This window comes from Bacillus sp. MT94 (genome assembly GCF_058792475.1).
The window spans coordinates 745,752-771,796 of record NZ_JBXAEZ010000002.1; the positions used below are offsets into that span (position 1 = coordinate 745,752).

Annotated in this window: 25 protein-coding genes and 2 tRNA genes; 4 read left to right on the forward strand and 23 right to left on the reverse strand. The window is 36.1% G+C overall.

All coding sequences use genetic code 11. From position 1 onward, the window contains the following. The 3 genes from hemC to hemA are packed head-to-tail and all read right to left on the reverse strand — an operon-like array spanning window position 1 to window position 3,131. The gene (gene hemC, locus AC1Q51_RS09590; RefSeq protein ID WP_016080168.1) at window positions 1-930 is read right to left on the reverse strand and encodes a hydroxymethylbilane synthase; all 930 of its coding nucleotides are present in this window, start codon (window positions 928-930) and stop codon (window positions 1-3) included. A gap of 15 nt (window positions 931-945) precedes the next feature. Beyond that, window positions 946-1,779, reverse strand: a complete 834-nt coding sequence (locus AC1Q51_RS09595) for a cytochrome c biogenesis protein (protein WP_000009005.1) — start codon at window positions 1,777-1,779, stop codon at window positions 946-948. Window positions 1,780-1,796: 17 nt separating this feature from the next. Beyond that, the gene (gene hemA, locus AC1Q51_RS09600) at window positions 1,797-3,131 is read right to left on the reverse strand and encodes a glutamyl-tRNA reductase (RefSeq protein WP_000547868.1); all 1,335 of its coding nucleotides are present in this window, start codon (window positions 3,129-3,131) and stop codon (window positions 1,797-1,799) included. Window positions 3,132-3,546: 415 nt separating this feature from the next. Here hemA and AC1Q51_RS09605 point away from each other — a divergent pair, with 415 nt between their 5' ends. After that, window positions 3,547-3,999, forward strand: coding sequence for a MarR family winged helix-turn-helix transcriptional regulator (locus tag AC1Q51_RS09605; protein ID WP_016080166.1), 453 nt, complete (start codon window positions 3,547-3,549; stop codon window positions 3,997-3,999). Between the two features lie 2 nt (window positions 4,000-4,001). Next, a complete protein-coding gene (locus AC1Q51_RS09610) occupies window positions 4,002-4,418 on the forward strand; it encodes an organic hydroperoxide resistance protein (protein ID WP_000359774.1) in 417 nt (138 codons plus the stop codon). 34 nt (window positions 4,419-4,452) lie between these two features. On the opposite strand, the gene ysxC is transcribed toward AC1Q51_RS09610, so the two are convergent. The 7 genes from ysxC to AC1Q51_RS09645 form a co-directional block, all read right to left on the reverse strand. Beyond that, window positions 4,453-5,049, reverse strand: a complete 597-nt coding sequence (gene ysxC / locus AC1Q51_RS09615) for a ribosome biogenesis GTP-binding protein YsxC (protein WP_000869118.1) — start codon at window positions 5,047-5,049, stop codon at window positions 4,453-4,455. Further along, window positions 5,046-7,376, reverse strand: coding sequence for an endopeptidase La (gene lon / locus AC1Q51_RS09620; protein ID WP_000097288.1), 2,331 nt, complete (start codon window positions 7,374-7,376; stop codon window positions 5,046-5,048). Before lon ends, ysxC begins: the two co-directional genes overlap by 4 nt. Before the next feature lie 182 nt (window positions 7,377-7,558). Then, window positions 7,559-9,229 carry an ATP-dependent protease LonB gene (gene lonB / locus AC1Q51_RS09625; protein WP_000119173.1) on the reverse strand — a complete coding sequence of 557 codons (1,671 nt, stop codon included), beginning with the start codon at window positions 9,227-9,229 and terminating at the stop codon, window positions 7,559-7,561. Between the two features lie 106 nt (window positions 9,230-9,335). Further along, window positions 9,336-10,595 carry an ATP-dependent protease ATP-binding subunit ClpX gene (gene clpX, locus AC1Q51_RS09630; protein ID WP_000472289.1) on the reverse strand — a complete coding sequence of 420 codons (1,260 nt, stop codon included), beginning with the start codon at window positions 10,593-10,595 and terminating at the stop codon, window positions 9,336-9,338. A gap of 264 nt (window positions 10,596-10,859) precedes the next feature. Further along, complete coding sequence (gene tig, locus AC1Q51_RS09635; RefSeq protein WP_000105215.1) at window positions 10,860-12,137, reverse strand: trigger factor; 1,278 nt, start codon at window positions 12,135-12,137, stop codon at window positions 10,860-10,862. 309 nt (window positions 12,138-12,446) lie between these two features. After that, window positions 12,447-13,445 carry a hypothetical protein gene (locus AC1Q51_RS09640; RefSeq protein ID WP_000358255.1) on the reverse strand — a complete coding sequence of 333 codons (999 nt, stop codon included), beginning with the start codon at window positions 13,443-13,445 and terminating at the stop codon, window positions 12,447-12,449. 197 nt (window positions 13,446-13,642) lie between these two features. Further along, the gene (locus AC1Q51_RS09645) at window positions 13,643-13,891 is read right to left on the reverse strand and encodes a hypothetical protein (RefSeq protein ID WP_001983650.1); all 249 of its coding nucleotides are present in this window, start codon (window positions 13,889-13,891) and stop codon (window positions 13,643-13,645) included. 519 nt (window positions 13,892-14,410) lie between these two features. On the opposite strand from AC1Q51_RS09645, the gene AC1Q51_RS09650 reads away from it, so the two are divergent. After that, the gene (locus tag AC1Q51_RS09650) at window positions 14,411-15,025 is read left to right on the forward strand and encodes a PH domain-containing protein (protein ID WP_000473868.1); all 615 of its coding nucleotides are present in this window, start codon (window positions 14,411-14,413) and stop codon (window positions 15,023-15,025) included. A 94-nt stretch (window positions 15,026-15,119) separates the two neighbouring features. On the opposite strand, the gene AC1Q51_RS09655 is transcribed toward AC1Q51_RS09650, so the two are convergent. The 9 genes from AC1Q51_RS09655 to AC1Q51_RS09695 all read right to left on the reverse strand — a co-directional run bounded on the left by AC1Q51_RS09655 (window position 15,120) and on the right by AC1Q51_RS09695 (window position 21,589). Next, window positions 15,120-15,320, reverse strand: coding sequence for a hypothetical protein (locus tag AC1Q51_RS09655; RefSeq protein WP_000124460.1), 201 nt, complete (start codon window positions 15,318-15,320; stop codon window positions 15,120-15,122). Between the two features lie 424 nt (window positions 15,321-15,744). Beyond that, window positions 15,745-15,818 (reverse strand) — tRNA-Arg (locus tag AC1Q51_RS09660). Window position 15,819: 1 nt separating this feature from the next. Further along, window positions 15,820-15,893, reverse strand: a tRNA-Gly gene (locus tag AC1Q51_RS09665). Between the two features lie 108 nt (window positions 15,894-16,001). After that, window positions 16,002-16,505 (reverse strand): metallophosphoesterase, encoded by a 504-nt coding sequence (locus AC1Q51_RS09670; protein WP_000645488.1) that lies wholly within the window; start codon window positions 16,503-16,505, stop codon window positions 16,002-16,004. A 13-nt stretch (window positions 16,506-16,518) separates the two neighbouring features. Then, entirely contained in the window at window positions 16,519-17,127 is a 609-nt protein-coding gene (locus tag AC1Q51_RS09675; protein WP_000815949.1) for an XTP/dITP diphosphatase, read from the reverse strand. An 11-nt stretch (window positions 17,128-17,138) separates the two neighbouring features. After that, entirely contained in the window at window positions 17,139-17,876 is a 738-nt protein-coding gene (gene rph / locus AC1Q51_RS09680) for a ribonuclease PH (RefSeq protein ID WP_001261762.1), read from the reverse strand. A 131-nt stretch (window positions 17,877-18,007) separates the two neighbouring features. Beyond that, the gene (gene gerM, locus AC1Q51_RS09685; protein WP_001126743.1) at window positions 18,008-19,057 is read right to left on the reverse strand and encodes a spore germination protein GerM; all 1,050 of its coding nucleotides are present in this window, start codon (window positions 19,055-19,057) and stop codon (window positions 18,008-18,010) included. A gap of 183 nt (window positions 19,058-19,240) precedes the next feature. After that, on the reverse strand, window positions 19,241-20,050 hold the full coding sequence (racE, locus tag AC1Q51_RS09690; RefSeq protein ID WP_016512279.1) for a glutamate racemase: 810 nt from the start codon (window positions 20,048-20,050) through the stop codon (window positions 19,241-19,243). Window positions 20,051-20,263: 213 nt separating this feature from the next. Beyond that, on the reverse strand, window positions 20,264-21,589 hold the full coding sequence (locus tag AC1Q51_RS09695; RefSeq protein WP_335466988.1) for an MFS transporter: 1,326 nt from the start codon (window positions 21,587-21,589) through the stop codon (window positions 20,264-20,266). Between the two features lie 392 nt (window positions 21,590-21,981). On the opposite strand from AC1Q51_RS09695, the gene AC1Q51_RS09700 reads away from it, so the two are divergent. Next, on the forward strand, window positions 21,982-22,665 hold the full coding sequence (locus tag AC1Q51_RS09700) for a type 1 glutamine amidotransferase domain-containing protein (RefSeq protein WP_097925182.1): 684 nt from the start codon (window positions 21,982-21,984) through the stop codon (window positions 22,663-22,665). Window positions 22,666-22,715: 50 nt separating this feature from the next. On the opposite strand, the gene AC1Q51_RS09705 is transcribed toward AC1Q51_RS09700, so the two are convergent. The 4 genes from AC1Q51_RS09705 to AC1Q51_RS09720 form a co-directional block, all read right to left on the reverse strand. Continuing rightward, window positions 22,716-23,354 (reverse strand): TetR/AcrR family transcriptional regulator, encoded by a 639-nt coding sequence (locus tag AC1Q51_RS09705; protein WP_065229399.1) that lies wholly within the window; start codon window positions 23,352-23,354, stop codon window positions 22,716-22,718. Between the two features lie 226 nt (window positions 23,355-23,580). Then, entirely contained in the window at window positions 23,581-24,243 is a 663-nt protein-coding gene (locus tag AC1Q51_RS09710) for a type 1 glutamine amidotransferase domain-containing protein (protein WP_090976983.1), read from the reverse strand. 107 nt (window positions 24,244-24,350) lie between these two features. Continuing rightward, complete coding sequence (gene gerE / locus AC1Q51_RS09715; protein WP_000659484.1) at window positions 24,351-24,575, reverse strand: spore germination transcription factor GerE; 225 nt, start codon at window positions 24,573-24,575, stop codon at window positions 24,351-24,353. Between the two features lie 165 nt (window positions 24,576-24,740). After that, window positions 24,741-26,036: a purine/pyrimidine permease gene (locus AC1Q51_RS09720; protein WP_335466984.1), complete on the reverse strand. Its 1,296-nt coding sequence runs from the start codon at window positions 26,034-26,036 to the stop codon at window positions 24,741-24,743. Window positions 26,037-26,045: the final 9 nt, after the last annotated feature.

The window sequence follows — 26,045 nt, forward strand, 5'->3', positions numbered from 1 at the left end:
TTATTGTTGCTCCTTATTTGCAGCAAGAATGAGTTCTTTGGCGCCTTGTTTAATTAAACGGTCCGCGGCCTCTAATCCTACTTCTTCAGGATTAGTACCCACTACTGTCTCTTTTAATAAAACAGAGCCATCCATAGAGCCAACAAGAGCTGTTAATTCGATTGCATCGTTTTCTGTAAGGGTTGCATATCCAGCGATTGGAACTTGGCATCCACCTTCAAGTTTATGAAGAAATACTCGCTCCGCTGCCACTGTTCTTTCTGTTATCGCATCATTAATATGCGCTAACAATTGCAATAAATCCTTATCATCCTCACGACATTCAATCGCTAATGCACCTTGTCCTACAGCAGGTACACATAACGTTTCATCTAAATGTTCTGTAATAACTTCATCATCCCAGCCCATTCTTTGTAATCCAGCTGTCGCTAAAATAATCGCATCGTAATCTTCTTCTTTTAATTTACGTAAACGTGTATCGATATTCCCGCGAATCCACTTCACTTGTAAATCTGGTCTCGCAGCGAGTAGCTGTGCACTACGTCTCAAACTACTCGTACCTAAAATAGCACCTTCCGCTAACTCTTTAAACGATGCTCCATTTTTTGAGATAAAAGCATCCCGAGGGTCAACACGCTTTGGTGTACAGCCAATCATTAAACCTTCTGGAAGTACGGCCGGCATATCTTTCATACTATGTACAGCCATATCGATTTCTTTCGTAAGTAACGCATGCTCAATTTCTTTAACGAACAAGCCTTTTCCGCCTACTTTTGAAAGAGTAACATCTAAAATAACATCACCTTTTGTGACAATTTCTTTCACTTCAAATTCATATGGTAGACCTAGCGCTTTTAACTGATCAATAAACCAGTTTGTTTGCGTTAATGCTAGTTTACTCTTTCGTGACCCTACAATAATTTTGCGCATAATTCTCTCTCCTCATTATAAATACCAAAAGTGGAAATTGGATAAACTGCTTAATAGAAAAATGTTTACTAGCATTACGAGAAACGATCCGATATTCCACTGTACAATTTTCTTACCTTGCAACACATCTGCCGCTCGTAAATATAAACCTGTGCAATACACAAATAGAACGACAAAAGATCCGATTACTTTCGTATCATACCAATGGAAATTGTCCAATTTTGTATATCCCCATATACACCCCAATAAAATTGCTAATAAGAAAAATGGAACAGAAAATAAATTTAATCCGTAAGAAGTAGATTCAAGCTTCGGTAAATTCCCTAACCTTCTTAATCTCGCATTCCACTTTTTCTTTTTTAATAGGCGATATTGCAGTAAATACATAATAGAAAAAATAAACGATACCGTAAACGTTGCATAAGAAATAATCGCCATTCCAACATGCACGTATACAAGTTCTGAAACTAATTGCTCTGCAAGTACTGGCGACATCTTTCCGAGCGGTGTAAAAATAGAAAAAGCGCTTACGCCAAATGCAACAACATTTGTAAAGAAGACTAAAAAGTCAACGCGCATAAATCGATTTATGACTAACGACATCGTAATCAATAACCAAACATAAAAATAAATCCCTGATAATAAAGTTAAAATGGGATTCGTTTCTGAATCTGTCGCCCTAAGCAACATAAAAATAGACTGCAATACCCATACAATCGAAAGTAACCAAAAAGCAAATCGGTTCGCCTTTCGGTTACTTTGGAAATAATCTATAAAATATAAACTAATGCTACAAGCATATAAAATAATTGCAATATGATAAATAATACTGTTATTTAAAAAACTCATCCGATCATCCTTCCAAATTATAAAGATGGAACGGATGGTGTCCACACTCTTTTATGTTCTACTTCTTCCGCACGACTCTCTACTTCTTCCGTTTCTAAATCAAAAATTTTTGCAAATAACGCTAGTTTTTCGCTCGCTCCCTCTTCAGCAGCTATTTCTTTTGCTACTAAAATTGGGTCTTTTAATAATTGATTAATAATACTTTTCGTATGCTTACTAATAACTTTTTTCTCACGATCACTAAGGTTTGGTATTTTTCGCTCTAGGCTTACCATCGTTTCACTTTGGATTGCAAGTGCCTTATCACGAAGAGCTGATATTAATGGAACAACACCAAGTGTACTTAACCACGTTTTAAATAGAACAATTTCCTCTTCAATCATAAATTGAATTTTCTCTGCTTCTTTCAAACGCTCAGCACGGTTTGCCTCCACCACTCCTTGCAGATCATCAATGTCATACAAGAAAGAACCTTCTAGCTCATCAATCGCTGGATCAATATCACGTGGCACTGCAATGTCAACCATAAACAAAGGACGACCAGAGCGCATTTTCTCCACCTTTGTCATCATCTCTTTCGTAATGACATACTCAGATGCACCAGTTGAACTAATTAAAATATCTGCTTCTAATAATGCACATTGTAATTCGCTTAATGATTTTGCATGTCCCATATATTTCTCAGCCATTACTTCTGCTTTCGAAAGCGTCCTATTCATAACTGTTACTTTACGAGCACCACTTCCATATAAGTTTTGCAATGCAAGTTCGCCCATTTTACCAGCACCAAGAATAAGCACGTGACAATCCGTTAACTCGCCAAATATTTTCTTTCCAAGCTCAACAGCAGCATAACTAACAGACATCGCACTTTCACCAATTGTTGTTTCTGAGTGGGCACGTTTTGCTAATGTAATGACTTGCTTAAACAATTCATTAAAAATTGTGCCTGTTGCTTTAACTTGTTGTGCTTCTAAAAAGCTATCTTTTATTTGGCCTAAAATCTGTGTTTCTCCCACTACCATAGAATCTAAACCGCACGTTACGCGGAATAAATGGTCTATTGCACCATCTTGTTCAAAAATAGTTAAATATGGTGCGACTTCTTCTATTTCAAGCTGAAACCAATCAGCTAAAAATTTCTTAATATAATACCGTCCCGTGTGTAATTGATCGACAACAGCATAAATCTCAGTGCGATTACAAGTTGATACAATGACATTCTCTAACACGCTCTTTTGATTTTGTAATGTAGTCATCGCTCGCTCTAGCTCTGCTGCCTGAAATGTGAGTTTCTCACGAAATTCTACAGGGGCTGTTCGATAATTTACACTAACAACAAGAATATGCACGCAGCATGTCCCCCTTCACCCGTTTTATCACTTTATCTACTATCATAATACAACTTTCCTCTTATGAATCTGACAATCGTGTGAACAACCGATTATTTTTTAATTATTCTCCGTATGTAATAAAGGAGATTCAGCAAACTAATAAAAAAACTTCTACTTTATAATGATTATAAATTAATAACTCTATTTGTACGTTACCAAAAAAAGTCCTCATAATCAAGTGATGGAAACTATTCCATATAAATTATAACATCATCTTTCCTATCTTCTTTCATCATGAAGGAAAATATGTATGATTGTTCCAAAATGTAGCAAACACTTTCTCAATACAATGTATTTGACATTTTATTTCTTTTTCGTTATATTGATTTTACAAAATTAAATTGTGCACAACTTAATAAGAAGGGAGTTATGTATGACAGAGGACTCTTTGCATCTAGATAACCAACTTTGTTTTTCTATTTATGCCTGTTCTAGAGAGGTTACTCGTTTTTATCGACCTTATTTAGAAGAGATGGGTATTACGTATCCCCAGTACATTACTTTACTCGTACTATGGGAGCAAGATGGACTAACAGTAAAAGAAATTGGAGAACGTCTATTTTTAGATTCCGGTACGTTAACACCTATGTTAAAACGAATGGAATCATTAACACTTGTAAAACGTGTTCGTTCCAAAGAAGACGAGCGAAAAGTTTGTATTGAATTAACAGAACAAGGTAAAAATTTAAAGGAAAAGGCTTGTTCATTACCGACAACAATGGCTACAAACTTAGGAATTACAGAGCAAGAATATCGCTCTTTATTAATTCAACTAAATAAACTAATTGAAACAATGAAAACAATTAATGATGGAAAAGGGGAATAAATGTGGATAAATTATATACTGCTTCAGTAACAGCAACAGGTGGAAGAAATGGGAAAGTAGTTTCAGATGATGGCATATTAAATCTTGATGTGAAAATGCCGAAAGCACTAGGTGGTGCAGGTGGAGAAGCAACAAATCCAGAACAACTATTTGCAGCTGGTTATGCAGCTTGTTTCGATAGTGCATTACAACTTGTCATTCGTACAAAACGTATGAAAGTAGAAAGTACAGAAGTAACCGCTCACGTTTCTATCGGAAAAGATACAGATGGTGGTTTTGGCCTATCTGCCGTGCTTGATGTACATGTCGCTGGCGTTTCACATAGCGAAGCACAAGAACTTGTAGAAGCGGCTCACGGTGTATGTCCTTACTCTAAAGCAACACGAGGTAATATTGAAGTTACATTAAACGTACGTTAACAGCTTATATAAAGAAAAAAACGCGCGACATTCGTCACGCGTTTTTTGTTTTTGTCATTTTATGAATTGCCTTCCACGCTTCTTCTTTTCCAAGTCCTGTTTCAGAAGAGAATAGAACGATTTCATCGCCAATTTCAACAGCAAGCGTTTCTTTTACAACTTTTAAATGCTTTTGCCATTTCCCTTTCGGGATTTTATCAGCTTTCGTCGCAATAATAATTGTTGGGATTTCATAATGCTTTAAGAAATCATACATCATCACGTCATCACTTGTCGGTTGGTGACGTAAATCAACTACTAATACAGCTGCGTCTAATTGCTTACGCGTTGTAAAGTACGTTTCAATCATTTTCCCCCATGCCGCGCGCTCCGATTTAGACACTTTCGCATATCCATAACCTGGAACGTCAACAAAATGCATCATCTCATTGATCAAGAAAAAGTTCAGCGTTTGCGTTTTTCCTGGTTTAGAAGAAATACGCACTAACTTTTTACGATTTAAAATTTTATTAATAAAGGAAGACTTCCCGACATTTGAACGACCTGCTAATGCAATTTCTGGTAAATCACTGTCTGGATATTGTTCTGGTTTAACAGCACTAATTACAATATCTGCTTTTGTTACTTTCATTGTTTCACTCCTACTAATGCGTGCTCCAATACTTCATCTAAATGAGATGCAAGCACAAACGTAAGGTTTTCTTTTACGCTCTCTGGAATATCATCTAAATCTTTCTCGTTTTCTGCTGGCAAAATAATTTTTGTTAAGCCTGCGCGGTGAGCACTTAATGTTTTTTCTTTTAAGCCACCAATTGGTAATACACGACCACGAAGTGTAATTTCACCTGTCATACCTACTTCTTTACTTACAGGAATACCTGTTAGTGCAGAAATAAGTGCCGTTGCCATCGTAATACCTGCTGACGGTCCATCTTTCGGAACTGCTCCTTCTGGAACATGAATATGAATATCATTTTTCTCATGGAAATTCGGATCAATCTGAAGCTCTTCTGCACGAGAACGTATATAACTAAACGCAGCTTGTGCTGATTCTTTCATAACATCCCCAAGTTTCCCTGTTAAAATTAGTTTCCCTTTTCCTGGCGCTACAGAAACTTCAATTGCAAGTGTATCGCCGCCTGCTGCTGTGTAAGCTAGACCTGTTGCCATACCAACTTGGTCTGTTTTTTCAGCTTGCCCATAACGGAATATGTGTTTACCAAGTAAATCAACAATCTTTTTCTCTGTCACAACGATACGTTTACGTTCTGCTGTAACGATAATTTTCGCTACTTTACGGCAAACTTTTGCAATTTGGCGTTCTAGCGTACGAACACCAGCCTCACGTGTATAATAACGAATAATTTCAAGAAGCGCTTCATCACGTACTTGTAAATTACCTTTTCGTAAGCCATGCTCTTTTAATTGTTTCGGCAATAAATGCTCACGAGCAATGTGTACTTTTTCAAGTTCTGTATAGCCAGCAATCGAAATGATTTCCATACGGTCAAGTAATGGACCTGGAATACTTGAAAGTGTATTAGCAGTTGCTACAAACATAACTTTCGATAGATCATATGGTTCTTCAATGTAATGATCACTGAAGTTATGGTTTTGTTCTGGATCTAATACTTCAAGTAATGCTGCTGATGGATCTCCACGGAAATCGTTAGACATTTTATCAATCTCATCTAATAAGAAGACTGGATTAACTGTTTTCGCCTTTTTCATACCTTGAATAATGCGTCCTGGCATTGCTCCAACATATGTACGGCGGTGACCACGAATTTCAGATTCATCACGCACACCACCAAGAGATACACGGACAAAGTTACGATTCAATGATGTTGCAATTGAACGCGCTAACGAAGTTTTTCCGACCCCAGGAGGGCCTACTAAACAAAGGATAGGTCCTTTTAATGAATTCGTTAACTTCTGTACAGCTAAATATTCAAGTACACGCTCTTTCACTTTTTCAAGACCGTAATGATCGTTATTTAAAATCTCTTCCGAATGAGCAAGATCAATTATATCTTCTGTTGCCTCTGTCCACGGAAGCGCTAATAACCAATCAATATAATTGCGAATAACACCACTCTCCGCAGAACTTGCTGGTAACTTTTCATAACGATCTAATTCTTTCAGCGCAGCCTTCATTGTTTCTTCAGGCATTCCTGACTGTTCAATTTTTTCACGAAGTTCTTCTACTTCTCCGCCCTTACCTTCTTTGTCGCCAAGTTCAGTTTGAATCGCCTTCATTTGCTCACGTAAGAAATATTCTTTTTGCGTGCGCTCCATTGAACGTTTCACTTGTTGCCCAATTTTCTTTTCTAGGCTAAGTAACTCTTGTTCATCTTGAATAATTGAAATAAGTGTATGTAATCGTTCTTTTACAGATACAATCTCTAGAATCTCTTGTTTCTGCTTCGTTTTAATCGGCAAGTGAGAAGCAATTAAATCAGCTAATCTCCCTGGTTCCTCTACATCAGCTACTGTTGCAAATGTTTCATTTGAAACTTTTTTCGAAACTTTAATATATTGTTCGAAATGCTCCAGTAACGTACGCATAAGAGCTTTCTCTTCTAAATCATCTTCTACTTCTTCAGTTACCGTTTTAATAGACACTTGTACTACATTTTCTTCTTCGATAAACTCTATTACTTCTGCTCTATGTAAACCTTCCACAAGGACACGAAGCGTACCGTTCGGCAATTTTAGCATTTGCTTTACTTTCGCCACTGTACCTACACTATATATGTCATCTTCTTTCGGATCATCGATATTCATTTCTTTTTGCATTGCTAAAAAGATGATATTTTCATCCATTGCCGCCTGCTCTAGTGCTTGTATCGATTTATCACGTCCTACATCAAGATGCAAAACCATCGTTGGATATACGAGAACGCCTCTTAATGGTAGGAGGGGCACGATTCTTTCGTTCGTATTCATACTAGACATAGCACCTCCATAATAAATTAAACTCCTGTTCAACTATTTTATATTACAATACACCTAGATGCAATTGCTGAGATTCCTCGCAATTGTAAATAGCTTGTTTTTCTACCTCACGAAAAGAAAAAAGACTCCGATTAAGCATACAAACTTAAACGAAGTCTGGCAAATTTTATTATTGTTTATTTTTACATAGATTGTGCATCTGTTTCGTCTACGTTAGTATGTACATCTAGCTCTCTATGCATATTTTCTTGCATAAACGTTAACTCAAATACTTCTTTTAATTTACGGACAGGAATAATTTCGATTCCCTTTATCGTATACAAAAATGGTTGCATATTTTCAGCAGGAATAATGACTTTCTTAGCTCCCGCTTTTTTCGCAGCTTTTATTTTTGCGTACACGCCACCAATAGGCTTTACTTCTCCGTGTATACTTATTTCACCTGTCATCGCTACTTCATTATTTACATATGTGCGATGCACCGCAGAATATACACCTGTTGCCATAGCGATTCCTGCAGAAGGTCCATCAATTGGGATACCACCTGGAAAATTAATATGTATATCGTATCCTTCTGGCAACACATCTAAAGAACGAAGTACTGTTAATACATTATCAACAGAGCCTTTTGCCATACTTTTACGGCGAATCGATTTCGTTTGACTACCAATACTTTCTTCTTCTACAATTCCGGTAACATTTACCGATCCTTTATCTTTCGCCGGAATTGCTGTTACTTCAATTTCTAATAACGCTCCTGTATTTGGTCCGTATACAGCAAGACCATTTACAAGACCAATCCTTGGAATCGGATAAATGTGCTTTTCGTATTTCGGCGTAAGCTGACTTGAGTGAACAACCCACTCTATATCTTCATCTTTAATGAAAGAACGTTCTTCATTTATCGCCATACCAGCAGAAATTTGTACGAGATTAATCGCCTCTCGTCCATTTCTTGCATACATCCCAATCATTTCAATACCATTTTCACCTATTTGCATTTCCACTTTTTCCGCGGCGTTTTTCGCTACTTTTTGAATCTCTTCCGTATCTAATTCACGGAAAAATACTTCTAAGCAACGTGACCGAATAGCAGGAGGAATTTCCTCTGGCGAACGTGTCGTTGCTCCAACTAAGCGAAAATCTGCCGGTAAGCCTTTTTGGAAAATATCATGTATATATGTTGGGATCATCGTATTTTCTTCACTATAGTACGCACTTTCTAAAAATACTTTTCGATCTTCTAACACCTTTAACATTTTGTTCATTTGAATCGGATGGAGTTCGCCAATCTCATCAATAAACAAAATACCACCATGCGCATCTGTTACAGCACCTTTTTTCGGTTGCGGAATACCTGCTTGCCCCATCGCCCCAGCACCTTGATAAATCGGATCATGCACCGAACCAATTAAAGGGTCTGCGATACCACGTTCATCAAACCGAGCTGTCGTCGCATCAAGTTCAATAAATGTTGCATTCGTACGAAATGGAGATTTAGGATTTCGTTTCGCTTCTTCTAATACAAGACGTGCTGCCGCTGTTTTCCCAACACCTGGCGGGCCATATATGATTACATGTTGCGGATTCGGACCACAAAGAGCCGCTTTTAAGGACTTAATCCCGTCCTCTTGCCCTACAATATCTAAAAAGGTTGTAGGACGCACCTTTTCTGCTAGCGGCTCTGTTAAAGAAATCTCACGCATTTTACGAAGCTGTTCTAATTCTTTTTTCGATTCTCGATCAATTGAAACTTTTTGTGTTCGTTGATTTCGAAGTAAATGCCAGAAATATAATCCGACAATTACACCAAAAACAAGTTGAACAACTAAAAATATATTTGTCCAGCTCATTATTTATTTCCTCCCGCAATATTTTATCTCTTAGTATTTCCGCGGAGGAACGTAGCTAAACATAAAGAAAAACAGCAATTATAAAAATTGCTGTTTCCCTTTCGCATTATGCAGATGTTTTTGTATCAAGTACAGTACCGTCTTGTAACACCAATTTTGGCGGTTCATTATCAGCTACCGTTTCTTTTGTAAGAATACACTTCTCGATATCTTTACGAGATGGAAGTTCGAACATTACATCAAGCATTAAGCCTTCAATAATAGAACGAAGTCCACGAGCACCCGTTTTACGTTCAATTGCTTTTTTCGCAATTTCGATCAGTGCACCTTCTTCAAACTCTAACTCAACATCGTCAAGCTCCAATAGTTTTTGGAATTGCTTAACAAGTGCATTTTTCGGTTTCGTTAAAATATCAACAAGAGCATCTTCATCAAGTGGCTCTAGGTTCGCAATAACTGGAAGACGACCGATAAACTCTGGAATTAAACCAAATCTTAAAAGATCCTCTGGTAATACGTGAGATAAAACATGCTTCTCATTTACATCAGCATTTTTCTTCTCAGAACCAAATCCAATTACTTTCTCACCAAGGCGACGTTTAATAATCGGCTCAATGCCATCAAACGCTCCACCACAAATGAATAAGATGTTCGTTGTATCAATTTGAATAAACTCTTGGTGCGGATGCTTACGACCACCTTGAGGTGGAACGCTTGCTACAGTACCTTCTAAAATTTTCAGAAGTGCCTGCTGCACACCTTCACCAGATACATCACGTGTAATTGATGGATTTTCGGACTTACGTGCCACTTTATCAATCTCATCAATATAAATGATTCCTTTTTCCGCTTTCTCTACATCATAATCAGCTGCTTGAATTAATTTTAGTAAGATATTTTCTACATCTTCCCCAACATATCCAGCTTCTGTTAAAGATGTTGCGTCCGCGATTGCAAATGGAACATTTAGAATACGCGCTAACGTTTGTGCAAGTAATGTTTTACCACTACCTGTTGGCCCGATAAGTGCGATATTACTCTTCGCTAATTCTACATCATCAATTTTGCTGTTAGAATTAATGCGTTTGTAATGGTTATATACCGCTACCGCTAGTGCTTTTTTCGCGCTATCTTGCCCGATGACATACTCATCTAAGATTTCACGAATTTCTACCGGTTTCGGTACATCTTTGAATTCTACTTCTTCGTCCTTCGCAAGCTCCTCTTGTACAATTTCAGTACAAAGTTCGATACACTCGTCACAAATGTAAACACCTGGACCTGCTACTAACTTTCGAACTTGCGTTTGTGTTTTACCACAGAAAGAACATTTTAATTGCCCTTTTTCATCATTAAATTTAAACATATTTTCACACCCCTTACAAAGTGCTAACCTCTTGCCTTCGTATGTACACGATAAATGTATCGTATGTAAATACATATTATGTCACTACGTGGCGAGAAATACAAATAATATGACTAGTTATGTACAAATAAAAAAATTTTAAAACTTTTGAAATATGTATATTCGACTTGTAAAGGAACTTTTCCTTCTCCATCGAAAAGTTTTATAAATATATTTCTATATTTATAAAACAAGGCACGATTAAAATCGTGCCTTGTTATTTTATTATGCAGCGTTTTCTACTAAGAAGTCTACAGCTTTACGCACTTTAAGATCTTCAGCTAAAGCGTCTACGCTTCCAAGAGCTTGCTTGATAGCGTCTACTGGCATACCGTACATTTCAGCCATTTTTTCAACTTCTGCAGTTACTTCTTCTTCAGTAACTTCGATGTTTTCAGCTTCAATGATAGCTTCAAGAACAAGATTGATTCTTACACGTTTTTGTGCATCTTCTTTCATTTGCTCTTTTAATTTGTCAGCGTCAGTACCTGTGAATTGGTAGTAAAGCTCAAGGTTCATACCTTGTTGGCTTAAACGTTGCTCGAATTCACGAACCATACGATCTAACTCAGTGTTGATCATAGCTTCTGGAATTTCGATTTCAGCGTTAGCAGCAGCTAATTCTACTACTTCGTCACGTACTTTGTGCTCAGCTTCGTGCTTTTTGCCTTCTTCTAAGTTTGTGCGAAGTTTTGCTTTTAATTCATCAAGAGTTGCAACCGCTTCGTCTGCTTCTTTAGCGAACTCGTCGTTTAACTCAGGAAGTTCTTTTGTTTTGATTTCGTGAATTGTTACTTTGAATGTTGCTGGTTTGCCAGCTAATTCAGCAGCATGGTACTCTTCTGGGAATGATACTTCAACGTCTTTAGACTCACCAGATTTAAGACCGATTACTTGCTCTTCGAAACCTGGGATGAATGTACCAGAACCGATTGCTAGAGAGTAGTTTTCGCCTTTTCCGCCTTCAAATGCTTCGCCATCAACGAAACCTTCGAAGTCGATTACAGCTGTATCACCGTTTTCAACAGTTCCTTCTTCTTTAACAACTAGTTCAGCTTGACGCTCTTGTAAAGATTTTAATTCGTTCTCTACATCTTCGTCAGTTACAGTTGTTTCAACTTTTTCTACTGCTAAACCTTTGTACTCACCTAATTTAACTTCAGGTTTCACTGTAACTTTTGCAGTGAAGATAAGGTTAGCATTTTTTTCGAACTTCTCGATGTCGATTTCAGGATGATCAACTGGGAAGATACCAGCTTCTTCGATCGCTTCACCGTATGCTTTTGGTAAAATGATATCTAAAGCATCTTGGTATAAAGATTCAATACCAAAGCGTTGTTCGAATAATGGACGAGGCATTTTTCCTTTACGGAAACCTGGTACGTTAATTGTTTTTACTACTTTTTTGAACGCAGCGTCGATAGAGTTGTTTACTTCTTTAGCATCAACTTCGATTGTTAAAACGCCAACGTTACCTTCTAATTTTTCCCATTTTGTAGACATTTATTCTTTCCCTCCAACTATAATAATGTATGCACATACCTCTATAGATTAAGATCTTCATTATCTCTTTTTTGAAATAACAAATACACAAATAATCCTCTAGCAAAAGCTTTCAGATATAATGTTCCAATCTACTAATTGCCCAGAAGACAACTACGGTATATTTTGTTCGAGAATAATATGAAACATATTAAGTAAGAGAATTACACTTCTCTTCTCTTACAAACAGGCAGATTTCTGCCTTTTGCAACCCTTACATTATAACATAGAATATGCTCGTTTCAAGAACTGAACGATTCTTTTTCATAATTATACGGGCAAATATCCTTCTCTTTCAACACGTAATAACCATTGATAGGCAATATGAAACTCTTCCAATTCGATATTATATGCTGCCATAAGCTCTTCTTCATCTATAGCCAATCCGAAACGCTTTCTTCCAATTCTCTCTAAAACAGCTGACCAAATCTCTTCTTTATCCATTAATAGAGCGAATGGGAAAACGCTAATTTGCAACTCTTTCCAATATGTAACCATTGCTTCAAATATATCGGGATAATTTTGCTCTAATCGGCTTGATAATTTATGTATAATGTTATTGGATTGCTCCTCATTATGACCTGTAAATGCTGGAATCACCTTAATCGTATTTCCAAACTTTTCTACCTCTATTTCTTCTTCTACCTGACTTTCTATCATTTTATACAAAATAGAAGTTTTCAAATAGGGGTGCTGCTCTTCGTCTATTAAAAATTTCTTTAAAACAGGTAATGCAAGATCTAAGTCTTTTAACGAAAGTCGCTGAATCGCTCTTAGCTTCTGTCCAAAGTTTTCTCCAAAAATTTCATTAGTAAACTCATCCAATTCAAAATTTGAATCCACTAGCGATGCGTCTCCCTCATTTAGCATACCTTCTGCAAATAAAGCAAGCTGCGCTAATTTTTCCTTTTGATCAGGCATTATATCTTTCGTTTGTAAAACCTTTTCAACAGTTTCAATAACACCTTCATAATCATTTGTTTGAACTAAAATAGTTACGTACGTTTCAAGAATATCACCAAATAAGACAACTCCTGTTTTAAGCAACTGTTCACATTTGTCTTTCGCTTCTTCCATACGTTTTAATTCGAGTAAACAAATAACTGAAGCTAATTCCGTTTGTTCCGTTTCCGCATTATACTGACGTAATATTTCAAAGCAACGCAATGCATCTTCGAATTCCCGCTCTTTCAGCGCTAAAAAACCTTCATCAATATAGCGCTCTGATAGTTGTGGAAACAATACGACCGTATTTTCTTTTTTATCCATACGTCCGCCTCTTTTTCTTGATTTTAATTATGTTCAAAGTAAATATATCAAATGCGTAATGAGAACACAACATCCCTAAACTATTTGTTTGAAATATGAAAATATTTAATTTTTACATTCCAATACGAATAAATTTCTACTAAAAATTAAAATTGTACAAATAAAAATCCCCAGCAACAAGCGCAGAGGATTCATCATTAATGGAAAGCTTTTATAATTGTGGGGTATATTACAAGGGTAATAATTTGGAGAACAATAATTGCCATAACAATCATGCTAAAATAGAAGATTGGTTTACTTCGCTTCATTAAAAACATAATAATAAGCATCGTACAAGCAAACAAACTTAAGAAGAACAAACTTGTTGTCGAACTAAGTATACCACTTGGGACAAAGAACAATAACACTACACTACAAGTACCTATAATTCCAAATAACCATTCCATTCATTCACTCATTCCCTTTCCCTCTCATGGCTGTTTTCTCTAAGCGATCAAATGTTTCACAACATCAACTACATACGTTAATTTCTCATACGCTACAAATCCAAAAGCAACCGTTAAGCCCGTTACAACTAATCCTTTCATCATTTCTTCCTCCTTGTTTTATCGTTGTTATCTTCATTATAAAAGATTAGCAATTTCTTACCATCGAACTACCTTACAGTTACCTTACAGAATTGTAAGATTTCAAAAAGAGATTGAAAAACACCTCATATCGCTTGAGGTGCTTTCACGGAATTTCTCTATAATCACTTGTAAAATCAACTTTTTTCTTTTAGTTATTTTTGAACGAATCGACTCTTAAATTAATAGATTTACTAAATAATTTAGAATCAAAATAATTATTCGTTACTTTTCTTAACTTACTTTCAGATATTTTCGTATTACAAGAAAACAACTGGTGAAAATCGTGTTAATATATTTTTGTACAATTAAGAATTTAATTTACAAGGGGGATTATATATGTTTAAAAAAATGGCGGCAGATGTATTAGGACTAAGCGATGTAGGTTCTGTCATTACACCTAAAGACTATGATAAGGTCGATGCTGATGATTATGTGATGCATGAAGATGGGGAGAAAATTTACTTTCTAATTAAATCCAAATCAGATGAATATTGCTTCACAAACAAAGGGTTAATTCACTTAGACGGTACAAGCGCAACAAGTAAAAAACGTACACTACGCCGCTTTAGTTATAGCAAATATCAAATTAAAAACGTAGCACTTGAAACTGCAGGAACGATTGATTTAGATGTAGAAATTAAGTTTCAAATGGGCGATGAACATTACTCAATTGATGTTCATAAAAAACATATTGAAGAATTAAAAGATTTATATAAGGCTTTACTTAAAATTGAAGAAATTTCATACGACAACGATATTACATTACAATATGCACATAAAAGTTTAGATATGGCATCTAATGCCTTTAGCCGTATTTCAAACGCACAAGTAAACTTAGCAGAGCAATTTAAAGAAATGAACGAGATTGCCTTTAACTGGCTTGTTGATACGAAGAAACAATATAATGTGAAAGATTATGGTTTTGTCTTTGACAAGTTTATTAACAACTAATTTTAAATACACAAAAAACCTTGTTATCAAAAGATAACAAGGTTTTCTTAGCGTCTCAGGAGAGATTCGAACTCCCGCTCCGCCCATTTCCGTACTATTTTATATATTTTGATCGCAGTCTTAATATATCTTCTCCTTCGCGAATGCCTGCCGATCCCTTCCTCACATTTTTTACAACAGTCCAATTCGGGTTAGTTTCATCACCGATGTTCTGTACTGTAAAATTGCCATCACCATATTTCCGGTGACCTTCTGCCAATTTCTCCGTTAAATCATTCTCATTTGATCTCGCCATCTTTGCGCCATCTCCCTTTTTTATACGACCTTCTTAAACCCTCTAACCAATCACAGGTCCAGTCAATTGGAGATTCTCGTTTTCCGCTTCTATTAATTGTAACACACTGCCGGGGATAAGTTCCGATAACTGCAGCTCAATCGTACTAGAATGGTAAAGAGTTTGATAATATTGTAAATAAACAATTAAGAGAATCTGGATATGGTTTTCAATACGTGCATAAACCATTTGATGAGCCTGAACAAACAAATAATATAACTGACTAGCAAAGAGCGTTTTTAAGCGCTCTTTTTAATGCACTTTAATCTGTTGCATATACTCATTATCATATATCCCGTTATAATATTTTTAAACCTCTTGCACATACATCAATTTATAGACAAACAAAAAACCTTGTTATCAAAAGATAACAAGGTTTTTTTAGCGTCCCAGGAGAGATTCGAACTCCCGACCGTACGCTTAGAAGGCGTATGCTCTATCCGGCTGAGCTACTGGGACATGGAGCGGGTGAAGAGAATCGAACTCTCGACCAGAGCTTGGAAGGCTCTTGTTTTACCACTAAACTACACCCGCATATGTTATTTTCTTTTCTTCGTTAGCGCCGTTGCCCTATCGACAATATTTATTATATGTATAACCACACATAAAGTCAACACCTTTTTTAAAAGAGGATAAATTTTCTTATCCTCTTTTAAAAACTGCTTGTTCAACTAGTTGTCCGTCTAACGTTTCAAAACGAACTTCCATTTGATTTTCATCCATTTCTAATAAAGCAAATGTCTTTTCTACACGCTGACGTGGTAATAAAATACTGCCTGGATTAATAAATAAAACGCCCTCGATTAATTCCGCACCTAATACGTGAGAATGTCCGAAGCATGCAACTTGCGCTCCCACTTCTTCAGCATGGTACGCTAGTGTTTGTAATGTCATTTTCACATTATGGCGATGTCCATGCACTACTAAGAAGCGAATTCCATCTACATCAGTTACAATTTCATCTTGAAAGTTAGCATAATCACAGTTTCCTTTTACAACATGGAAACCTTGCAGTTCTTCATGAGCAGGCGTTAGCTCTGAATCACCGCAATGAATCATGATATCTACTTTCCCTTCATATTTCTCTTTCAACTGCTGTAATTCCTTCACAGAGCTATGACTATCGCTTACGATTAAAGCTTTCATCATTCTCTCTCCCTTATTCTCCTAAAAACCATTCCGGGATTTTTTCTTCTAACTTACGAAGAGCACGGCCACGATGGCTAATAGCATTTTTTTCATCTGAACTTAATTCCGCCATTGCTTTTTTGTATTCTTCCACATAAAAAATCGGATCGTATCCAAAGCCATTTTCTCCGCGGCGTTGTTCTAAGATAAATCCTTCACATGTCCCATTTACAATGACAGGCTTTTTATCACCTTCAGGGAAAGCAACTGCTAATGCACAATAGAAACGAGCTTTACGCTTTTCAAAGTCAACGCCATTTAATTCTTGTAACACTTTATCGATATTTGCTTGGTCATTTTTCGGTTCACCAGCAAAACGCGCTGAATACACTCCTGGTTTTCCATTTAAAGCATCTACAATAAGACCCGAATCATCCGCAATTACAATAGAATTCAACTGTCTACTCAAACTATCCGCTTTTAAGATCGCATTTTCTTCAAATGTTTCACCAGTTTCTTCGACTTCTTCAATATGAGGAAAATCGTGTAATGATTTCACTTCTAAATCAAATCGCTCAAATAACTCAGCAAACTCACGTACTTTTCCCATATTTTTTGTCGCTACAACAACTTGTTTCATACTTTCCACCTCTACTCTATATGAGATACGATGTCACCTAAAGCTTCTTTTTGTATATCAATCAGTTGGAAAATGCCTTTTTCCGCAGCATCAAGTAGTTCATTTAACTGCGCTCTACTAAACGTCGCTTCTTCTCCAGTTCCTTGCACTTCAACAAATTGGCCTTTTCCAGTCATAATTACGTTCATATCAACGTCTGCTTTAGAATCTTCTGCATAGTTTAAATCTAAAACAACACCTTGCTCTTCAACAATTCCTACTGACGTTGCTGCTAAATAATCTTTTACTGGAATTTTAGATACTTTTTCTGCTTGTAATAATTTCTCGAAAGCTAATACCATCGCTACATATGCACCTGTAATAGACGCTGTTCTCGTTCCACCATCTGCTTGGATAACATCACAGTCAATCCAAACTGTTCTCTCGCCAAGCGCTTCTAAATCAACTACCGCACGTAATGCTCGTCCAATTAGACGTTGAATTTCCATTGTACGTCCTGTTACTTTCCCTTTACTTGACTCCCTAATTGTACGTTGTTCTGTCGCACGTGGAATCATCGCATATTCAGCTGTTACCCACCCCTTTCCTTCTCCACGCATAAATGGCGGGACACGCTCTTCAATTGTCGCTGAGCAAATCACCTTTGTATCCCCAACTTCAATTAATACAGATCCCTCTGGATGTTTTAAATAATTCGTATGAATATGTATATGGCGTAATTCTGTTTTCTCTCTACCATCTACTCGCATAAAAATAACCTCCTCTTAATTACTACTCGTTAGTATAGCCAAATTTAAATGTATGATATGTATACAATAAAAGAAGGAGAACCCAAAAAGCAATTCTCCTTTCTTACTTAAGTATATCAAATTATTCAAGATTAAAAACTACCTGTATTCACGTTTTCTGGACGATCTACAGGTTTTATTAACTTTCCGCCCTTTTCATCTATAAGATTTGCTTTTCCATTCACTTCAATAGAAATATTTTTCACACCTTTCTTTTCTGTTAAAGATAAAACTAACGACTTCAATACGTAATTTGAGATCATATTTTTATCTGGGTTTACAAATATATTTTCATTAAAGTTTAATGTAAGATTTCCGTCTTGTAATTTCGGATTCGTAATAAGCTTAACGCCTGGATTAAAATCATTCAGGAGCGATTGATGAATCGGACCTTTTACAAGTTCATCTATAATTGCTGCATAATCATTTTCTTTTCCTTCCGCAACGCGGCGTGTGACTGGTACGTAGTATTGCTGTTTATTATTATTTTGCGCCATAAAATACAGTGTGACTGGTTTTGTATTCGTTACATCTGCTACTTGTTCATCATCGAAGTTAATACCATTTGCACGGCTCACTCCTTCACCAAGCGGTGTACCAGCAACCGGCATCTTCGCCAATTTCTCACCATTTATTTGGAACTGCACTTGTTTTATCTCTGTAAATTGCGTCAACGTCCACGCTATAGATTCAATGATTTGACGCTCTTCTTCTTTCGCATAGTTTTTCATTTCTTTAGAGAAATCAATAACTGCCGTCCCGTCCTTTTTCAAATCTAAAGTCATCGTTGTATTCGCCGGAATGACTGCACGAAACCCATTCGGTAATAAATTCGTTACCGGTCCATCTTTCACAAGGTATTCTAACGTTTGCTTCACAGTCTCATTTGCTTTCGGAGTAGGTATAGCTAACGTTTGTGGTACAACATAACCATTTTTATCAACAAGGTATAGTTCTCTATTTACCATTTGCCCTTGCTTATCTTTTTTAGCTACTTCTTTCTTCCCACCCTCTGTATACGTAACTTGTTTTGGCGGATCAATTTGTTCAGTTGCTTTCTCCTGATTTATAAAGCCACACCCTGTTAGTAAAACAGCGCTCACAGTAGCACCAACAACCCATTTAAAAGTGGATTTAGGCATGCCATTCCCCCCTAAAATCTAAGTTTGTACTATTATGTATACGAGCCGTTTCACATTTTAGAACAAGCTGTGCCTCTTATAAAGTGAAACTTTAATCAGTGGAGAGTCTAACTGCCCAGCAAATAGCAAGATAAAACAAAAAGCTCCTGATTTCTCAGGAGCTCACCTATATGAATTCTACTATTATTCTTTTTCTAAATGAATATGCTTCACATTTTCAATCGGTTGACCGAACCATTTTGATGCAATTTCTTTAAACAAGCCTATTTTTCCCGTTGTTAAGAAGAGATGATCGCTTTGTTCTTCTCCTTCATTCAACATTTTACTATGATATAAGATTGTACTTACTTCACGTGCTGTTTCATCACCAGAACTAATTAGTTGTACTTTATTTCCCATTACTTTTTTAATAACAGGTCCTAAAATTGGATAGTGTGTACACCCTAATATAAGTGTATCAATATCGGTACTTTTCAGTGGTTGCAGCGTTTCTCTTACAACTTCATACGCCATTTCACTTTCGAAATTCCCACTCTCTACAAGTTCAACGAAAGGTGGACAAGCTAAACTTTCTACCATAACACGGTTATTAATAGACTTTAACGCCTCTTCGTATGCACCACTTTTCACCGTTCCAATCGTTCCAATAATCCCAACGTGATACGTGTTTGTCACTTTTAAAGCTGTACGTGATCCTGGGTGAATAACTCCTACTACTGGAATTGGTAATTGTTTTTGCATCTCTTCTAATACAACTGCAGTTGCTGTATTACACGCAATAACTAACATTTTAATATTTAAATCTAGTAAATGCTCCGTCATTTCCCACGTAAATTGACGTACTTCTTCTCGAGAACGTGGACCATAAGGACAACGTGCTGTATCTCCTAAATATATGATACGCTCTTTCGGCAACTGACGAATTAATTCCTTCGCTACTGTTAAACCGCCAACTCCTGAATCGATAACACCGATTGCTCTATTCAACTTCATCACCCGTTTTCTCATTCATCATCTTTTATGTTTATCATTATATTTTACACACTTTAAGTTCGCTCACTTCAAATGCTTCTGTATGAAAATTTTCATTTGCCCATGTATAGACTAGGACCTTTTTTATTTTGCTCCTTTTTTTCATAATTTGCAAGATAGAAAAATAACCGACCTTCTATAAGAAAGTCGGTTTCTTCTATATAAAGTGCATATTCATTGATCCATCTTTTTTTGAAAAGAAGACATTCCCATTAATAAGACGAAATGAACAAAAATTAAAATGACGATCAAAATAAAATTCAATCGATAACTATTTGTAGATTCCATAATTTTGCTTGCTACAGCTGGTCCGAATGCCATACCGAAAAAGTTAATTAAATTATATAAACCAAGGCCAACTCCAACTTTAGCTGGATTTAATGTTTTCGGAATAAATGTGTTTAATGATACTTGAATTGCCGAATAACTCATAAATGTTAAAATAACCGCAAATAAAATAAAGAGTAAGTTCCCGTCTGGAATAATCCCTAAAATTAAAAAGCCAATGATCATAACTACAGACGCTACATACATCATCCTCACATTCCCAAACGCAGGAATAATCTTTCCGGTAATAAAACTAGATACAATACCAAAGAGAGATGCAACAAACAATACAATTCCAATAACGAACGGAGACAATCCGTGCCCTCTTCCTAACAGTAATGGTAATAATAATAAACTAGCACATAACGCCACATTAATGATAAATCCGACCGCTATTAAACGCAGTAATGGTTTATTTGTAAACAACTCAATATCAATAAACGGCGACTCTGCTCTCTTCATATGAGCCTTGAATAAAAATAAGAAAGCAACAGATAACACAAAAAGCCAACTATTAATATTCACTCCTAATAAAACGGTCGTAATCAATACAAATAATAAAACTGCTCCAATGAAATCAAAGTGAAACACTTCATCGGTATGTTGCACCTCTTCTGGCATAAATTTTACGAGCAAGAAAATACCAACCATTGAAATAACCATAAATAAAAATAAATACGGCCACCCTAACGTATTTGTAATTGCCCCACCAACTAAAGGTCCAATACCAACCGCTAATGCAATAGAAGAACTAATCATTGCTAACGCACCCGGTTTTTTAGCTGGAGCAACTAATTTCGCCACCGCAATCATACTAAGCGCAATAAACGCTGCTCCTCCGCTCGCCTGCACTAACCTTGCGAAAATGATAATCTCATAAGATTGATTCACAAACCCAACAATAGAACCAGCTACAAATATGATAATAGAAATAATTAATAGCCTTTTTACACTGTAACGATCAGCCAGTTTTCCATATATCATCGAACCGATACCGACGACTAAAGAATACCCTACTACAACCCAACTTACTTTCGATTGACTAATTGATAAATCATTAGCAATATCCTCTAGCGCTACATTAAATAACACAGCGTTCATCGGTCCTAACAAAACAATAAAACATAATGTAAAAACAAACCATTTCGAATGGTTACTTATATCTTTCCCCATGTGTAACACTCTCCTGATTGCAATTTTAAAACTGTCAAACTATAGATAAAAAAATGAAGTTATTTAAATGTTGTATCACCACTAAACAACTTCATTAAATGTATAAATGGTGCTAATTTATCGCGCGATAAATTGAATTCGAAACGAAACACGTATGTTGTTCGATATTCATGGAACTATCATAGTTTCAACATTACAGTTTGTCAACGAAAAACATACAAAGTAAACTAATTCAGTCTTTTTAGTTTACTTTGTTCAAAAGTTATTATACACTAATTTCGAAGCTGATATAAGGAGGACTGGCATAATTATTCAAATTTGCATTTTTTAACTTAATAAAATGAAACGAATACAGAACTTTTATATAGAAGAGACATTATAGGAGGATTATGATGAAGAAAAAAATGTTAGTTGTATTAACAAGCGTAGAAAAATACCCAAATTTAAATAGGGCTACCGGACTTTGGCTCGGTGAAGCTGTACATTTCGTAAAAAAAGTAGAAGAAGCGGGTTACGAAGTTGATTACGTCAGTCCACAAGGCGGTTATACACCAATTGATCCACATAGTTTAGCAATGGCGGAGAGCATCGATTGGGAATGGTACCAAAAGAAAGAGTTTATGAATCGCCTCGGTTCTACAATGAAACCAAGTGAAGTGAATCCAGAAGACTACGCTGTTATTTATTACGCAGGTGGTCACGGAGTTATTTGGGACTTCCCAGAAAATAAAGAACTTCAAAATATTAGCCGTAATATTTATGAAAACGGCGGTATTGTTTCTTCCGTTTGTCATGGAGCTGCTGGTTTATTTCATATTATATTAAGTAATGGGGATCGTTTAATTAGCGGTAAGAAGGTAACAGGCTTTTCAAATGAAGAAGAAAAATTAGCTGAATTAGATCAATTCGTTCCATTTTTAACAGAAGATGAACTCATTAAAAATGGAGGACTTTACGAAAAAGCTGCACAGCCTTGGGAAGCTTTTGCTCTAGAAGATAATCGTGTTATCACTGGTCAAAACCCAGCTTCAGGTGGTCCAGTAGCCGAATTAGTATTAAAACAGTTGCAAAAATAATTATGTACTAAAAAAAGCAGATTCCCCTCTATTAAGGGAGATCTGCTTTTTTACGAAATCATTTGCAAAATAGCAATAACTTCTTTTTCAATTTCAGAATCATCAATTGCTTCTATATACTCTGGTTTAAAAAGTTGATACTTCTTTAATTGATAAAAATCAAATATCGCTTTCTTTAAAGTAATATCGTACTGAATACAAAAAGAATGATCTATAATACGTCGTAACATCACATCATCTTGTACCATAAATAATTGTGCATTCATTTTATTAAAATAACCTTGTTCCATACCCGCTTCAAAAAACATTTGCAAATTATGATTACGATTTTGTTGTGCAGCGACTAATTGATCTGACAAATGCGGATATGCTTCTTTCAAATCTTGCAAAAAAACATCCGAAATATATGTCACACATTTTAAAGAGTGGATAAACGTCTTTTGGAAACGTTCTGCAAAAGACATGCTTTCATCTTGATTGTCCGCATCACCTTCGAGTAGATAATTTATAAAATCCTCTACTACCGCCTCAATAATTTCATCTTTCGAAGAAAAACGTTTATATAAAGTAGCTTTACTAATATCCATATATTTCGCAATTTCATCTATTTTCAATTGGCTAAAACTCGTCTTTCTAATAACGGGCTTTATTTTATTAATATAAGTATTTGCACATGCGACTTTTCTCATTTAAAAGAGCCTCCCCTTTTGTCCATACAAAATAGTATAGCAAATTCACGAATGATTATAAATGAAGTTATTATACTCATTATGCTTTTTTAGTTTATTACATTTTCATATACTATACATAGAGAACTAGAATCCATTATCACCAACTGGACGGTTACAAACCAATTTTGAGGGGGAATTTTAGGATAAAAATACCCACTACCTTTGTTAGTAGCGGGTACTTTTTCTATAATTTATTTACAGCCCTTTTTATAGCCTTACCTATTTCCACGCTAGACTGTGGATTTTGCCCTGTAATTAAATGCCCATCTACTACCACATGCGGCGTAAAATTAGGCGCTACATAAAACAAAGCTCCTTCTTCTTTCAACTTACTTTCTAACAAAAACGGAACGCGCTTTTCTAAATGTACAGCTTTTTCTTCATCGTTTGTATAACCTGTTATACGCTTACCGGCAACAAAAAACGAGCCATCCTTATTTTTCACACCGACTAAGGAGCTTACTCCGTGACAAACAGCCGCTACAATCCGGTTATTCTTATACATATTCTCAATCAAATTTGCTACATATGGATTACCTGGAAAATCTACAATCGCCCCGTGCCCACCACCAAATAAAACCGCATCATAATCCGAAAAATGAACATTTGAAATCGGCCTTGTATTTTGCAATAAAGAAGCTACGTGCTTGAATTCACGAGGTATACCATTCGGAATAGACACTCTATCTATAGGTACTCTCCCGCCTTTTATTGACACAATATCAACATCAAACTTAGCCTTTTTAAATAAATGATAAGGAGCTGCGAGCTCTTCAAGCCACAAACCAGTCGGGTGTCCATTCATATCATGAGCACTTGTTGAAACTAACAGTATCCTTTTCAACATATCCCCTCCTTATTACCTATTTATGTATGGAGTGTTCTTATCATTCATATAGCAAGTGAAGCAAACAAAAAAATAGCCGACTCTTTGTATAAAAGTCGGCTGCTTTCTTATAGTTCGAGCTCTCCCATACGAAGAAGCTCCACAACTGCTTGTGAACGTCCTTTAACCCCTAGCTTTTGCATTGCGTTTGAGATGTGGTTGCGAACTGTCTTTTCACTTATAAAAAGTTCACCTGCAATTTCCTTCGTTGTTTTATCTTGAACCAGTAATTCAAATACTTCTCTTTCTCTCTTTGTGAGTAAAGGTTTAGATTGATACGCTTTTTCCTTCAACTGGTATAACCCTCCTTGCTTAAGCCAGAGCTGTGTATGTGTAAGTTGGGTGTTTATTTAGTCAAGATATTGTATGAACGAAATGTGCAGGTGGTGAATGAAAATGGGCTTTATTTCCTATGTTATTTTAGACTTTTATACAGTGCGTACACTCTTTTTATCCACTTACTTTCCAACGCGCCATATTTGTTCTAGCAATATACTTACAACCGTACCTACAAATAAACCATTACCGAATATATATTGCATAACAGACGGCAAGGATTGGAGTGCTCCAGACGGTAAAAACATAACGCCGCTGCCAAATAATACTGCAACGCCTAAAATCGTTACATTCCTTTCACTCATCGGCACTTGTTTTATATTATTAAATCCAATTCCAATTAACTGTACGAACGAAGCCATTAAAACAGCCGATGCGATAGCAGATGGTAAAGATGCTAAGTAACGAATAATACTTGGAAAAAGAGACATTACGACTAGTAACGCACATGCCATTAAGAACGATCGTATATACTTTTGTTTTGTTAAACGTATAAATCCTGCCGTTGCTGGTAACGGAACGACACCTACAGTTGAAAATACAGAAGAGATGATATGTGAAATCCCCCCAACCCATGTTCCAGCTTTCAACTGTTTTTGTTCAATAGTCGCTTTATGAATAGTTGCTTGATTAATTGCTATAATAGCTGCCACCGTATTCGAAACTAAAATACATACCATAACGAAACTTGATACAGCCATACCTGTATTCCATTTTGGAAGTCCCCAAGCAAATATATGTGGAAGTTGCACAAAATGAGTTACTTGAGATGGGATTGTCACTTTTCCTGCAATGAGAAAAATAATCCACCCACTAATTAATCCTATTAAAACTGCATAACTTTTGACAAAGCCTTTTCCGAAATTAGATAGTATAATAACGAACAAAAATATACTAAACGCGATCATTGCTGTAAATCCGTCAATTTGAGAAATAGTAGCTGTAATCCCTAACATTCCTTTTAAAAATACACCACTTAATTGTAAACATAATAAAAGTAAAAACGTCCCTGTCACAAGCGGCGTAAATAAAAATAAAATACGTCCTATAAAACCAGTTACTCCTAATCCTATTAAAATAACACCGGAGATTATCATTCCTAATTCTAAAATTTGCAGTGTACTATGTAATTGATCCTGTCCGGCCGTTGCATAAGCAAGCACGGTAAATACACCAACCCAAGATCCAGCCGGCCCATCCGCAATTGGCAGTCTATGCCCAAGCCAGCCTTGTAAAAAAGAAGATATACCAACTACAAAAAACGTACGCTGCATTAAATAAAATATTTCTTCCGTCGTAAGATGAAATAATCCGCCAACGACAATTGGTAGTGCGATTGAATTTGCTAATAAAAATATAAACCATTGCAAAGTTCCCATAATATGATTTTGGTTATGTTGATTGTCCAAAATTTTCATCCCTTCTAG

Bases quoted from the DNA above. Each gene is read 5' to 3' on its own strand.
- lon (WP_000097288.1), bottom strand. From the start codon at position 7,376: ATGTCTAGTATGAATACGAACGAAAGAATCGTGCCCCTCCTACCATTA.
- AC1Q51_RS09705 (WP_065229399.1), bottom strand. From the start codon at position 23,354: ATGAGAAAAGTCGCATGTGCAAATACTTATATTAATAAAATAAAGCCC.
- tig (WP_000105215.1), bottom strand. From the start codon at position 12,137: ATGTCTACAAAATGGGAAAAATTAGAAGGTAACGTTGGCGTTTTAACA.
- AC1Q51_RS09720 (WP_335466984.1), bottom strand. From the start codon at position 26,036: ATGAAAATTTTGGACAATCAACATAACCAAAATCATATTATGGGAACT.
- AC1Q51_RS09700 (WP_097925182.1), top strand. From the start codon at position 21,982: ATGAAGAAAAAAATGTTAGTTGTATTAACAAGCGTAGAAAAATACCCA.
- AC1Q51_RS09640 (WP_000358255.1), bottom strand. From the start codon at position 13,445: ATGGATAAAAAAGAAAATACGGTCGTATTGTTTCCACAACTATCAGAG.
- racE (WP_016512279.1), bottom strand. From the start codon at position 20,050: ATGAAGTTGAATAGAGCAATCGGTGTTATCGATTCAGGAGTTGGCGGT.
- AC1Q51_RS09595 (WP_000009005.1), bottom strand. From the start codon at position 1,779: ATGAGTTTTTTAAATAACAGTATTATTTATCATATTGCAATTATTTTA.
- ysxC (WP_000869118.1), bottom strand. From the start codon at position 5,049: ATGAAAGTAACAAAAGCAGATATTGTAATTAGTGCTGTTAAACCAGAA.
- AC1Q51_RS09605 (WP_016080166.1), top strand. From the start codon at position 3,547: ATGACAGAGGACTCTTTGCATCTAGATAACCAACTTTGTTTTTCTATT.
- lonB (WP_000119173.1), bottom strand. From the start codon at position 9,229: ATGAGCTGGACAAATATATTTTTAGTTGTTCAACTTGTTTTTGGTGTA.
- AC1Q51_RS09695 (WP_335466988.1), bottom strand. From the start codon at position 21,589: ATGGGGAAAGATATAAGTAACCATTCGAAATGGTTTGTTTTTACATTA.
- AC1Q51_RS09675 (WP_000815949.1), bottom strand. From the start codon at position 17,127: ATGAAACAAGTTGTTGTAGCGACAAAAAATATGGGAAAAGTACGTGAG.
- rph (WP_001261762.1), bottom strand. From the start codon at position 17,876: ATGCGAGTAGATGGTAGAGAGAAAACAGAATTACGCCATATACATATT.
- gerM (WP_001126743.1), bottom strand. From the start codon at position 19,057: ATGCCTAAATCCACTTTTAAATGGGTTGTTGGTGCTACTGTGAGCGCT.
- clpX (WP_000472289.1), bottom strand. From the start codon at position 10,595: ATGTTTAAATTTAATGATGAAAAAGGGCAATTAAAATGTTCTTTCTGT.
- AC1Q51_RS09650 (WP_000473868.1), top strand. From the start codon at position 14,411: ATGTTTAAAAAAATGGCGGCAGATGTATTAGGACTAAGCGATGTAGGT.
- AC1Q51_RS09655 (WP_000124460.1), bottom strand. From the start codon at position 15,320: ATGGCGAGATCAAATGAGAATGATTTAACGGAGAAATTGGCAGAAGGT.
- AC1Q51_RS09710 (WP_090976983.1), bottom strand. From the start codon at position 24,243: ATGTTGAAAAGGATACTGTTAGTTTCAACAAGTGCTCATGATATGAAT.
- hemC (WP_016080168.1), bottom strand. From the start codon at position 930: ATGCGCAAAATTATTGTAGGGTCACGAAAGAGTAAACTAGCATTAACG.
- AC1Q51_RS09645 (WP_001983650.1), bottom strand. From the start codon at position 13,891: ATGGAATGGTTATTTGGAATTATAGGTACTTGTAGTGTAGTGTTATTG.
- AC1Q51_RS09670 (WP_000645488.1), bottom strand. From the start codon at position 16,505: ATGAAAGCTTTAATCGTAAGCGATAGTCATAGCTCTGTGAAGGAATTA.